Origin of the sequence: Streptomyces sp. NPDC086519, from assembly GCF_040686075.1 — a bacterium.
Classification (GTDB): domain Bacteria; phylum Actinomycetota; class Actinomycetes; order Streptomycetales; family Streptomycetaceae; genus Streptomyces; species Streptomyces shenzhenensis.
Genome location: NZ_JBFBJL010000127.1, coordinates 1 through 12,690 on the forward strand (window position 1 = coordinate 1; position 12,690 = coordinate 12,690).

Genomic DNA, 12,690 nt, shown 5'->3' on the forward strand with positions numbered 1-12,690 from the left:
CGAGGATCTGCCCGACCAGCCGGGTCAGGACCGTCCCGGGCCCGGCCTCCACGAAGACCCGGGCCCCGGCCTCGTACATCGCCTCGATCTGGGCGCTGAAGGCGACGGGTGAGCCGATCTGGGCGGCGAGTTCGGCGCGTACGGCGTCGGCGTCCGGCCGGTAGGGGGCCGCCGTGCGGTTGGACCACACCGGGAACTCGGGCGGTCGTACGGCCGTGTCCGCGAGGACTTCCGCGAACCGGTCGCCCGCCCCGGCCACGACCGGGCTGTGGAAGGCGCAGGCGACAGGGATCCGTTTGGCGCCGAGACCGGCCTCGCGCAACAGCCTCACGGTCTCGGTCACTTCGTCGGTCGGGCCGGAGACGACCGTCTGCCGGGGCGAGTTGTGGTTGGCCACGACCACGGTGGGCGGGGCGCCGGCCGTCCGCAGCGCGCGCTCGACGTCGTCCGCTGCGGCGGACACGGCCGCCATGGTGCCGGGTTCGTCGCCCGCGGCGGCCAGGATCGCGGCCGCGCGTTCGGCGCTCAGTTCCAGGAGGGTCTCGGGGCTGAGGGCGCCGGCCGCGCTCAGGGCGACGAGTTCGCCGTAACTGTGGCCGGCGGCCATGTCGGGGCGGACGCCGGCCGCCGTCAGGAAGGCGTGGGCGGCGAGGCCGGTGATGCCGAGGGCGGGCTGGGCGGCCCGGGTGTCGGTGAGGGCGGCCCGGCGGCGCTCGCGGGTCTCCTCGTCGAACGCGGTGGGCGGGTAGAGGGTGTCGGCGTGGGCGCGGCCGAGCTGGAGGTAGTGCTGCAGCTCGGGGAAGGCGATGAGGACGTCGGCGAGCATGCCGGGGCGCTGGCTGCCCTGGCCGGGGAAGAGGAAGGCGACCTTGGCGTCGGCGTCGGGCCGCGAAGAGGCCAGATGGATCCCCCCGCGCGGGTCGTGCTCCCCGGCCAGGACCCGGCGCAGTTGTCCGGTCAGCCCGGCCACGTCGCCGGCGACCACCGCGGCCCGCACCGGCTCGTTCGAGGCATCCGAACGGCGCGCGGCGGCCAGCGCCAGGTCACGCAGCCGCCAGGAGCCGGTCCCGGCGGCCTTCAAGATCTCCTCGACGCCCCGGTGGGCGGCCTTCTCGTCCCGGCCCCGGAACACGAACAGCTCGGCGGGCCAGGCATCCAGCCCCTGCTCCGGCGGCAGCGCGCCGTCGTACGCGGCGAGCACCACATGGAAGTTCGTGCCGCCGAAACCGAACGCGCTGACCCCGGCCACCCGTTCGGCGGCAGGAACCGCCCAGGGCCGCGCCTCGGTGTGGAAGGCGAACGGACTGTCCGCCTCCTTCCAGGCCGGGTTGGGGTGGTCGAGGTGCAGGGTGGGCGGCTTGACACCCGTGTGCAGGGCGAGAGTGGTCTTGATCAGCCCGGCCAGGCCGGCAGCACACTTGGTGTGCCCGATCTGGGACTTGACCGACCCCAGCGCACAACCGCCGTTCTCCGCGCCCGCCTCCGCGAACACCTCACTGAGGATGCTGAGTTCGGTACGGTCACCCACCACCGTGCCCGTCCCGTGCGCCTCGACCAGCCCCACCCGCGCGGGCGAGATCCCCGCGTTGCGGTACGCCCGCAGCAGCGCCGCCCGCTGCCCCTCCGGCCGCGGGGCGGTCAGCCCCAGGGAGCGGCCGTCGCTGGACGAGCCCAGGCCCTTGATGACGCCGTAGACCAGGTCGCCGTCGCGCTCGGCATCCGCCAGCCGCTTGAGGACGACGCAGGCCACGCCCTCACCGAGCGCGATACCGTCGGCGGAGCCGTCGAAAGCACGGGAGCGGCCGGTCGGCGACAACGCGTGCACGGACGAGAACAGCACATAGTCGTTGATCCCGTTGTGCAGGTCGGCACCCCCGCACAGCACCACATCGCTCGTCCCGGCGACCAGCTCCTTGCACGCGACGTCGACCGCGGCCAGCGAGGAGGCACACGCCGCGTCCACCGTGTAGTTGGCGCCGCCCAGGTCGAGACGGTTGGCGATCCGGCCCGAGATGACGTTGGCCAGCATCCCCGGAAAGGAATCCTCCGTCAGCCCGGGCAACTGGTCCTCCAGCCCCTCAGGCACCCTGCCGTAGTAGGAGGGCAGAACCGCGCGCAGGGTGGCCGCGTTGGACAGGTCGCTGCCCGCCTCGGCGCCGAAGACGACGGAGGTGCGCGAACGGTCGAACTCCCGCCCCCGCGCGCCGTATCCGGCGTGGTCCAGGGCGCGCCGGGCCGCCTCCAGAGCCAGCAGCTGAACCGGCTCGATGTGCCCGAGGGAGGCGGGCGGGATGCCGTAGCTCAGCGGGTCGAAGGGGATCGGCGGCAGGAATCCGCCCCACTTGGACGTCGTACTGCCGTCGGCGTGGTGCACGGCCGGATCCCAGCGGTCGGCCGGCACCTCGGTGACCGCGTCGTGCCCGGCGACCACGTTCGCCCAGAACGCGGCGAGGTCGGGAGCCTGGGGGAACATGCAGGCCATGCCGACGATCGCGATGTCCAGCGGCCCGGGGGCGGTGGGCTCCGTCTGCTTCTCGGGAGCCGTCCGCCGCGCCAGGAAGTCGGCGGCTCCGTCGGTCACGGCGTGGTGCAGGGCGGCCACGGTGGTGGTCGCCGAGCGCAGGACGGCGACCTCTCCGGCCATGAACATCCCGTCGGAGAGCTGGCGCTGCTCGTCCACCGGTGCCAGCTCACCGTCGGCCGTGCGGTCGACACCCTTGCTGGCGATGCGCAGCCGGCCGACGTTGAGCCGTTCCAGTTCCTCCCACACCCGCCGGTCGGGCACTCCCTGTTTCCGCAGGTCGGTTTCGCGCTCGCGGTAGTTGTAGGTGAAGGGGCTGGGGACACAGCGGGTGGCGTGGCCGGGCGCGGTCTCCAGGAGGGCGGTCGAGGCGGCCGCCCTGACCTGGCGCTGGAAGAGGGGCTGGATCGCGCCCCGGTCCACGGCCTCCTCGGTGAAGAGGTAGGCGGTGCCCATGAGCAGGCCCACGGCCGCGCCCCGGGCGGTGAGGGGCGCGGCGAGGGTGGCGACCATCGCCGCCGAGCGTTCGTCGTGGATGCCGCCCGCGAAGAACACCTCCAGGCCTTCGAGGTCGGGGAAGTCCTCCAGCACGGCGAGCTGGGCCTCCCAGAGCGGGAAGCTCGCGCGCGGGCCGACGTGGCCGCCGCACTCGGACCCCTCGAACACGAACTTCCGGGCGCCGGCCTCCAGGAACTGCCGCAGCAACCCGGGCGAGGGCACATGCAGGAAAGTGCTGATCCCGGCGCGCTCCAGCGCCTCCGCCTGGGCGGGCCGGCCGCCCGCGACGATGGCGTGGCTGGGCCGCAGCTCGCGTACCGCTTCGAGCTGGGCGTTGCGGAGTTCCTCGGGCGCGAAGCCCAGCACGCCGACGCCCCAAGGGCGCCCGTCGAGCGCGGCCTTGGCCTCGGTCAGCATCTCCCGGGTGCGGACGCCGTCGGCGAGGGCCAGCGCCAGGAAGGGCAGTGCCCCGTCGTCGGCGACGGCCGCGGCGAAGGCGGCCCGGTCGCTCACCCGGGTCATCGGGCCCTGGGCGACGGGCAGCCGGGTGCCGAGGGCCCGGCTCATGGCGGAGGTGGCGGGCCGCAGCGCGTCGGCGGCAGCCGAGCCGGCCGGCCGCGGCGCGCCCGCGGCGGCACCGGTGCCCCGGATCGCCGCGGTCAGCTCCCGTACGGTCCGCCGTACGTCGCCCCATCGTTCGGCGAACCGTGCGGCGAGGAAGCCGTCCTGTCCCACCGGGAGCAGTTGGGTGCGCAGGTCCTCGGCGCCGAGCAGCGCGGCGACCGCCGCCGGGTCCTCGGCGGGCGGGTGTACGGCGTCCGGGCCGCGGCGGTGCAGGACCCGGTGCCCGGCCACGACGACCGTCTCGGAGCCGTCGAAGGAGCGCAGGGCGGCCGCCGTCGCCTCGGGCAGCCGGGACTCGGCGAGCAGCGCCAGTTGGCTGTCGAGGACCACCCCGGCCGCGCCGCCGGCCACCGCGGCCGCCGCCGTGTGCGCTCCGATGCCGCCGGCGGCCCAGACCGGCACCTCCAACTCGTCTGCGGCGAGCAGTTGTTGAAGTAGGACGAAGGTGCTGAGCTCGCCGACCAGGCCGCCGCTCTCGGCGCCCCGGGCGATCAGCCCGTGGGCGCCGGCCGCGACCGCCGCACGGGCCCCGGCCAGGTCGGTCACCTCGGCCAGCACCCGTGTGCGCGGGGCGAGTTCGGCGATGGTCCAGGGTGCGTCGGCGGCCCGGACCACGGTGTCGGGGGCCGGGCCGGGACCGTCCGGGGTGAGAGCGTCCGGGGTGAGAGCGCAGCCGGCGGCGATCCGCACGCCGTAGGGTCCCGGCGCCGCCCGTCTCAGCCGGGCCAGCGCCTCCAGGGTTCTTCGGTCGCCGCGGCCCAGGTCGAGGACGCCGAGTCCACCGGCGGCGCAGACCGCTGTGGCGAGCCTGGCATCGGGTTCTCCGAAAGGGGTGATGCACATGATCAGGTCGACAGCACGCACAGGGGACGTCATGACGCTCCGAATAATCGGGAGGACAGCACGGTGGGGGATGTGTGCGGCGAAAAGCTCGTGGTGAGGCCACCGGAAACTAGCGAGTTCATTACTCGCGGGTCAACAACGGATCCCACTCATCGCGTCCGGTAGCATTGATTCGGCCAGCGGGGGGAATTCACCGCAAGGGCCGAAAATCCTGGCAATCCACATCGATACAACGGCCGTTCGGCGCCCGGATCACCGGCGGCACACCGTCACAAGCCCGTCAAAGCGCCCCGGCCATTCACCCGGCACTCACCGCGGCGCAACGCGCCATGCGACCGCGCCGAGCTCTGTAAATTCGGGGTGACTTCGGTCCACTGGCTCGATCGTGGCACACCGGAAAGCCGCACCGAACGCCTCTGCGTCAACCCTCACCCAATCCTGACAAAAACCTGTCGTCAACCGCATTGCGCCAAGTGAAACACACGGCGGGGAAAATTCTTGTAAACCCTTGAAGTAAACGGCCGGAGAGCGCCTGGCTCCCCGGCCGCTCATTGACAGGAATTCAGTGACGGCCCTCGCCCGCCCGCGCGTCGGCGCACAGCCTGGGGCCGCCCGAGAAGGCGCCGAAGAGGCGTACGGCAGCCCGTGCCCGAAGGGGAAGAGGGACCGCACGCCGCTCGGCTCCCTCGCGGCCCCTCCGTCGGAAGACACGCACGAAGAAACCGCCTGACGTCCGCTCAGTTCTGCAGTCGCCAGTGCTGGTTCGCACCGCCCGTGCAACTCCACAGCTGGACTTTCGTGCCGTTCGCGGTTCCCTGGCCGTTGGCGTCCAGGCAGAGCCCGGACTGCGCTGCCGTGATCGTGCCGTCGGCACCGACGTTCCACTGCTGGTCCGCCTGACCGCTGCAGTCCCAGATCGCCGCGGGGGTGCCGCTGCCCGCGGACTGTCCGACGCCCAGGCACTTGTTGCCGTAGACGACCAGCTGCTTTCCGGTGGTGTAGGTCCACCGCTGGTTGGAGCCGCCGTTGCAGTCCCACAGTTGGGCCTGCGTGCCGTTGGCCGTCGAGGAGTTGTTGATGTCGAGGCAGCGCCCCGACTGCTGCCCGATGATCTCCTGGTTGCCGGAGGGCGGCGGCTGGTTCGAGTCGAACTGGGTGAAGAACTGCCACACCGCTGCCGAGGTCCAGGTGCGCCAGCCGTCACCGGTGGAACCGTCGATGGGCCCGGGGTCGTGGCCCGCTCCGTCGAACGCGGCCCAGACGACGGGGTATCCGGACTTGCAGCCGGAGTAGGTGGTGATGATGTGCGTCAGGCTTCCGTAGGCCGGCTCGGGCGGGTTCTGCGGGGTGCAGCCGTTCGTCCGGACGAAGGTGTCGCGCAGTTCCCGTCCCGACGAGATGGGCAGCACGTTGTCCCTGATGCCGTGCAGACCCATGTAGGCGATGGGCTGGTTGCCGCCGTCGCATCCGCTGAGGTTCGCGCCGGAGTAGACCGCGACCGCGCGGAAGACCGTCGCCCGGGAGCAGGCGAGGGCGTACGACATCGCGCCGCCGTAGCTGAAGCCGGCGGAGTACAACTGGGTGGTGTCGACGCACAGGCCGGCTTCGATCTGGCTGACCATGGCGTCGACGAAGGCCACGTCCTGGCCGCCGGAGTTGGCCCAGCCGTTGTTGATGCCCTGCGGGGCGACGAAGATCGTGCTGTTGTTCGCGTTGTCGGCCAGGCGCCTCAGGCCGTAGTAGGACCAGTTGTATCCGTCCGTTCCGCCGGAGTCGACGTCGTTGGCCGTGCCGCCCAGCCAGTGGAACCCGAAGATCAGCCGGTAGGGGTGGCCGCTGTCGTAGCCGGCGGGAACCCGCAGTATGTAACTGCGCGTCTGGCCGCCGCTCTGGATCGTGTGGGTACCGCTCGTCAGCGCGGGGGCCTTCCCGCAGCCGGCGGTCGACCGGACGGCGCCGGTGGTGGCCGGCACGGGCCCGCCGAGGGCGCTGCCGAACGAGGTGCCCGCAGCTGACAGGACGAGAAGTATCGCAGCCGCGATGGACAGTAAGAGCGGTTTGCGTTTCATGCGCTCCTTCTTCCGTGGTCGAGGGGGGACAGGGTGCATCAGTCGCTGGGGGGCAGGCGCCGGTGACGGTCCGCTGGTCGCCACGCTCGATGATCTGGCAGCGGCCGTCACCGGATCAGTTGCGCGTCCACTTCTGGTTGCTGCCGCCGCCGCAGGTCCACAGCTCCAGCAGGGTGCCGTTGGCCGTTCCCGCTCCGGTGGCGTCCAGGCACAGGCCGGACTGGACGCCGGTGATCGTGCCGTCGGCGTTGAGCGTCCACTGCTGGTTGCCGCCGCCGTTGCAGGTCCAGATGTCGACCTTGGTGCCGGGGCTGGTGCCGCCCCCCGAGGCGTCCAGGCAGGAGCTGCCGTAGACCCGCAGCTCACCGGCCGAGGTGCTGGTCCACTGCTGGTTGCTGCCGCCGTTGCAGTCCCACAGCTCCACCTGGGTGCCGGACGTCTGGGACTGGTTCGGCACGTCCACGCACCGGCCGGAGCCGACCCCGACGATCGTCGCTGTCGTGCCGCCGCCGGTTCCGCCGCTGCCGGGGGTGAGGGAGAGGTTGTCGAACTGTGCCGTCTCGCCCTGGCCGGTCGCGTAGCCGATCTGTCCGCCGGCCCAGGTGCGGTCGGTGACGGAGCCGACCGTGGCACCGTCGATGACGGCGGTGAGGGTGGTGCCTGCGAAGGTCAGGGCCAGGGTGTGCCACCGGCCTGTGCCCAGCGCCGCGGTCGTGCCGTGGGCGAGGGTGGAGACGCTGCCGTTGGTGCTGGTGTTCAGGATCGACCAGTCTCCGGTGTCGCTCACCCGCAGGTGGTAGGCGTTCAGCCCGCCGGTGCTGCCGTAGTCCTGGCCGTTCGCCCGGCCTATCAGCTCGGCGTAGCCCGGCTGTTCGAGCAGCACGTCGGACGAGACGGTGTAGTTGCTCCAGCCGACGTCGCCGAGCAGGGCGTGCGGATCGGACAGCGCGTCCCAGGTGATCGGTTTCTGGGGGCTCATCTGGCGCACGCACTTGCCGCTGCGGCCGCCGCCGCAGGCCGCCACCTCGAAGGCGCCCTGCCAGTCCATGAGGTACTTCGCCTCGGTGCCGGTGGTGTAGCCGTCGAAGGAGTCGCTGTACGGCAGGCTCATCGCGCCCTGGGCGGGGCCGGTGGCGGTGCCCTTGCCCTGGCCGGTCGTGGTGGTCACGGTGTAGACGCGGCCGGGCTGCACGGTCAGGCTGAAGCCGCCGCCGGACGGGGTGATGTCCGTGGCGTGCGCGAAGTAGTCGTCGGGATTGCCGGAGTTGACGTCGGTCGACCAGACGTGGACCGTTCCGGTGGACAGCCCTCCGGTGACGTTGAAGTTGAGCGTCTGGGCGCTGCCGGCGTCCATCGTCTCGATGACCGTGGAGTAGTCGGAGTTGTTCGTGGACTTGAGCGAGACGTAGCTGCCGTTGTTGCGGTTGCCGCCGAGATAGCCGCTGGAGGCGTCGAGGTACTGCCAGCCCGGTGCGGTGAACTGGGTGGTCTGCGCCATCACCCACGTGTTCTTGCCGATCGCGTAGTGCCCGGACCACGGCTGCGAGGCCAGGGCGAGACCCATCGTCGGGTACGGCAGGTTCGGGGTGATCGCCGCGACCACCGGCCAGTTGAGGTACGCGGTCATCCGGCCGTCGATGTAGCCGCGGTTGATGCCGCGGGCCACGGCCGGCGCCCCCGCGTTGTAGTCGTCCGAGCCGTTCTCGCTCGCCCACAGCTGCTTGCCGGAGGACGTGGCGGCCGACGGCACCGAGCAGTTGGACTGGGAGGAGCGTTAGCCGCACGGGTAGTGGGTGCCGATCACGTTCACCGCGGCGGCGAACGCCGGGTTGGAGTCGACGTCGTTCGCCACGGTCCAGTCCGAGTCGGCCGCGACGATCTTGACGCTGCCGTAGCCGTTGCTGTTGAGGGCGCTGCGCAGTTGCTCGTACCAGGAGACGTTGTAGCCTCTCTCGTTCCACCCGCCGAGGTAGTCGATGCCGAGCCCGTGCTGTTTGGCGCAGCCCAGCCACGAGACCAGGTAGTTGATCATGTCGGTGGACCAGAAGTTCCCGCCGCCGATCCAGCCGGGGGCGCCCCAGGCGAGCCCGTACAGCTTGATGTTCGGGTTGCGGGCTTTTGCCTGCTCCATCAGCCACCACTCGTAGCCGCGGTCGCAGTTCAGGTCGGAGCGGGTGTGCTGGTGACTGGGCTCGGCTCCCGAGGTGGAGTTGGTGTCCCCGCCGATCTCGGCCTTGAGGATCTGCAGGGAGGCGCCGTACCCGGGCCGGAAGAGATAGTCGAGGATCTGGCCGCGTTCGGGCTCGGGGTAGTCGATCAGGAGTCTGCTGTTGCCGCCTCCGCCGCTGATCGCGCCGACGCCGTCGAAGGTCCGGCCGCCGGACGCGCCGTTGATGGTGATGGAGGTGGCGGCATGGGCCGGCTCGGCGGTCGTGGCCACGATCCCGCCGGCGGCCAGGACGAGGCCCGCGAGCACGGCGGTCGAAGCGCGCAGGCGCCGGAACAGCCGTCTGAATGCTGACACGGTGAGTTCCTTTCACGGGTCGTAGGTGTCCACGGCCGGTTCGGGCGGCGGACGGTTCAGCGGACGACGAAGTCCTGGTTGGTGCCCGGTGCGTTCTTGCACTGCCACTGGTCCAGTTGCTGTCCCGCATTGCTGCCGGCGCCGTACACGTCCAGGCACAGACCGCTGTTCCGGTTCTGGAACGCGTAGGAGCCGTCGGACTGGCGCACGGGCAGCCAGAGGCCGTTGACCGCTGTGCCGGGTGCCTGCTGGACGATGTCCGGGGTGCCTGCCGCCGTGGAGCTGCCGGCGACCGCCACGTCCTGCCCGGAGCTCTGGGCGCGCAGTTCGCCGTAGCCGCCCGAGGCCGGTACGAACTGGAACTGCTGGTTTCCCTGCCCGTTGCAGGTCCACTGGTCGATCGCGGCGCCCGCGCTGCCGGAGTTGCCGTAGACGTCCAGGCACAGGCTGTTGTTGGCGACGACGAGCTGGTGGTAGCCGTCGGGGAAGCCCCCGCCGCCGGTCGAGGCGGGTGTCAGATAGACGGCGAACGCGTCGTGCGAGCTCTGGAACGTGACCGGCACGGTGATCGAGCCGCCGGAGGCGCTCACGTCCTGGTCGTACACGATCTGCGGGGCACCCAGCGGTGCCTGGTCCGGGATGCGGTGCACGGTGACGTGCACGGTGCCGGTGCTCGTCAGCCAGGGTACGGACGACAGCCCGTCGAAGGTCACGGAGGCGGCGCCGGTGTATCCGTTCGAGTCGCCGATGACGGCCACCGCGCGCTTGGCGGTGGAGTCCTCGGAGGCGGAGATCGCCGTCGAACCGACCTGGCCGGAGGTGCCGACGAGGGTGCCGGTCATGTCGGCGTAGTCCCGAAGCGCCCACCAGTTGCCGGTGGGCAGCCAGCTGCCGCCGCTCTGGGTGAGCACCCCCGTCAGGTTCGGGGTGACGCAGCACACCCAGTTGCCGCGCATCGCGTTGGTGTAGTCGGACTGCGCGAACCGCGCCAGGTACCAGGCCGTCACGCCGGCGGTCTGCCGGTCGGCCGGCTGGTACTCGTTCGAGGACAGCGGCAACCGGCCGATGCCCGCCGAGGTCAGGGCGTTGTCGAGGCTCTGCCCGACGGTGACCGGGTCGTCGACGTCGCCCTCGTTGTGGTTGGTGATCATGTCCGGCACCGTCCCGGCCGCCTTCACGTGCGCGAGCCAGGCCTGCCATTCACCCGGGTTGCGCTGCGGGGTGAACGCGAGGGACGGCCCCACGATCTGTGCACCGGGGGCGATGCGCCGGATCTCCCGGTAGGCGGTGTCCCACATCTGGAAGTACTGGGCACTGTTCACGCCTCGGGTCCAGAAGACGGAGATGTCCGGCTCGTTCCAGATGTCGTAGGCGAACGTCAGCCCCGAAGCCTGTAGCGCTCCCACCGTGGAGTCGATGAAGCTGATCCAGTTGGAGCAGTCTCCGTTGTCGCACGGGTACGTCGTGTTCGACGGCTGGCCGCCGTTCGCGCCGTAGATGTCGCTCACCAGCACCTGGTACTGCGCGTGGTAGGGCGACCGGGTGAGCCGTTTCGCCTGCGCGACGATCGAGTCGACGTCGGCCCGGGTGGCCGAGCCGTACTGGTAGTTGTCCTTGATCCAGCCGCCGGAGAACCATCCGCCGCCGCGGAACGCGTTGATCCCCAGCGGTTGGAGGAACTGGTCGGCGGGCTGGCTGCCGTCTTCGCTGATGCCGTAGAGGAACCCCTCCCCCACGCCGGTCGACGGTCCCCTGGGCGACGCCAGGTCGACGCTCAGCGACGTGCCCGAGGCGGCCTGGCTGGGGGCCGTCGACAGCAGCGCCAGCACGAGTGCCAGGACCGTGCCGGCCACCAGTGCCAGACGGCCGGGTTTCGCTCTCGTCCTCATCCGATCCTCCTGCGATGTGGTGCCGCTGCCCTGCGGGACGGCGGTATGCCGGGGCGGCGGTCGGACGCCGCCCCGGAGCCGAGCGCGGAACTCTCACCAGGTCAGCTCAGCGACCACTGCTGATTCGACTGGCCGTTGCAGGTCCACAGCTCCACGAGGGTGCCGTTGGCGGTGGCGGCGCCGGTCACGTCCAGGCACAGGCCTGACTGGGCGTTGGTGACGGTGCCGTCGGCGTTGCGGTTCCACTGCTGGTTGGCCTGGCCGTTGCAGGTCCAGGTGATGACCTTGGTGCCGGGGCTGGTGCCCCGGCCCGAGGCGTCCAGGCACAGCAGGCTGTTCCCGGAGTACACGGTGAGCTCGTGGGAGGCGGTCTGCGACCAGGTCTGGTTCGCCGCGCCGCCGCAGTCCCAGATCTGCGTCTGCGTACCCGCCGTCGTGGACGAGTTCGGTACGTCCAGGCACCTGCCCGCGCCCACCGCGTGCAGTGCGCCCGTCGTGCCGCCGGTGCCGCTTCCCGTTCCGTAGCCGGCCGCTGTGATACTGGCCTGGACGGCGTTCTCGGTGGCGTCGGAGGGGTAGCCCGCGGTCATCGCGCCTTCGAAGAACTCACCTTGTCCCGAGGGGCTGTTGTCGCCGCCGGTGCCCAGCAGGACCGAGCTGTCGGTCTTCATCGGTGAGTAGCCGTTCGGCAGCGGCCCGGAGAAGGTGGTGGTCAGGCCGCCGCTGGTGCCGTTGCCGTACTTGAGCGTGAAGTTGCTGGTGCCGTTGTTCTTCTCCCAGGCGCTGACGAAGGGGTAGTGCACGCCGGGGTTGTTCGGGTCTTTGTTGGAACCGGTGTTGGTGTGGTACATCCCGTTCTCCAGGTCGGCCTCGACCCAGGGGCCGGTGCCGGTGCAGCCGCCGAACCAGCAGGCGTTGCCCCAGTAGATGGCGTTCATGGTGGCGTTGCCGGTGTCGGTGTGGGAGTTCTCGCCGCTGCCGTAGTCGAAGCAGCACCACTGGTTCGTGTAGTTCGACGAGGTCACCAGGTAGATGCCTTCGGGCTGGGAGCCGGTGGCCACGCCGCTCGCGTGGTCGATCCGGTAACCCACACCAGGGCTGACCTTGACGCCGAAGACCTGGTGGCCTGCCGCGGTCACCGGCAGGGCCATGGCGTCGGCCCCCACGTCCGCTCCGTTCGGGCCGGGGCCCTTCCAGTAGCCGCCCCAGGAGATCGGCAGGTCGTTGTGTTTGGCGGTCTGGTCGTAGATCTTCGTGATCGTGCACGACGTGCCCGCGCAGAACGACACCTGGGACGCGGCGTCGGCGTACCCGCCCGCGGTGAGCACTCCGATGTCGCGGTAGCCGCCGTCGGAGGACCGCTGGATCTGGTACAGCGGCCCGTTGTACGCCGCGAAGAGCGCCCTGGTCGTCGAGTGCGCCGTCACGCACGGCGTGCCGCCCGCGGCATAGATGTCACAGGGCAGGGGCGTGTCGGCCGCGGCGGCGTTCGCCGGCGCGGCCGCCGGGTGGACGGCGGGGGGTGGTGTCCCGGTCCGCGGGGAGGTGGCGAACGCCGGTGTGCCCAACGCGGCCAGGGCCATCGCCAGGGCGATCAGGAGCACGGCCGGGAACCGCCTTCGCCGGCGATCGGTTGCTGATCCGGGCAAGGAGGCCTCCTGTGTGGCGGGTGCCCCCCACCCCCGCACCCCCCCCCGCCGGGGGGGGGGGGGGGGGGCGGGC

General features: G+C 71.2%; 4 protein-coding genes and 1 pseudogene. All 5 read right to left on the reverse strand.

Going from position 1 to position 12,690, the window contains the following annotated elements; all coding sequences use genetic code 11:
• A partial coding sequence (locus AB0P24_RS47030; RefSeq protein ID WP_365805504.1) for a beta-ketoacyl synthase N-terminal-like domain-containing protein occupies positions 1 to 4,519 on the reverse strand: 4,519 nt, incomplete at its 3' end.
• A 704-nt stretch (positions 4,520 to 5,223) separates the two neighbouring features.
• On the reverse strand, positions 5,224 to 6,555 hold the full coding sequence (locus AB0P24_RS47035) for a ricin-type beta-trefoil lectin domain protein (RefSeq protein WP_365805505.1): 1,332 nt from the start codon (positions 6,553 to 6,555) through the stop codon (positions 5,224 to 5,226).
• 115 nt (positions 6,556 to 6,670) lie between these two features.
• Positions 6,671 to 9,079, reverse strand: a pseudogene (locus AB0P24_RS47040) (ricin-type beta-trefoil lectin domain protein).
• A 56-nt stretch (positions 9,080 to 9,135) separates the two neighbouring features.
• Entirely contained in the window at positions 9,136 to 10,968 is a 1,833-nt protein-coding gene (locus AB0P24_RS47045; RefSeq protein ID WP_365805507.1) for an RICIN domain-containing protein, read from the reverse strand.
• Positions 10,969 to 11,069: 101 nt separating this feature from the next.
• Positions 11,070 to 12,572 carry an arabinofuranosidase catalytic domain-containing protein gene (locus AB0P24_RS47050; protein ID WP_365805509.1) on the reverse strand — a complete coding sequence of 501 codons (1,503 nt, stop codon included), beginning with the start codon at positions 12,570 to 12,572 and terminating at the stop codon, positions 11,070 to 11,072.
• Positions 12,573 to 12,690: the final 118 nt, after the last annotated feature.

Bases quoted from the DNA above. Each gene is read 5' to 3' on its own strand.
- AB0P24_RS47045 (WP_365805507.1), bottom strand. From the start codon at position 10,968: ATGAGGACGAGAGCGAAACCCGGCCGTCTGGCACTGGTGGCCGGCACG.
- AB0P24_RS47035 (WP_365805505.1), bottom strand. From the start codon at position 6,555: ATGAAACGCAAACCGCTCTTACTGTCCATCGCGGCTGCGATACTTCTC.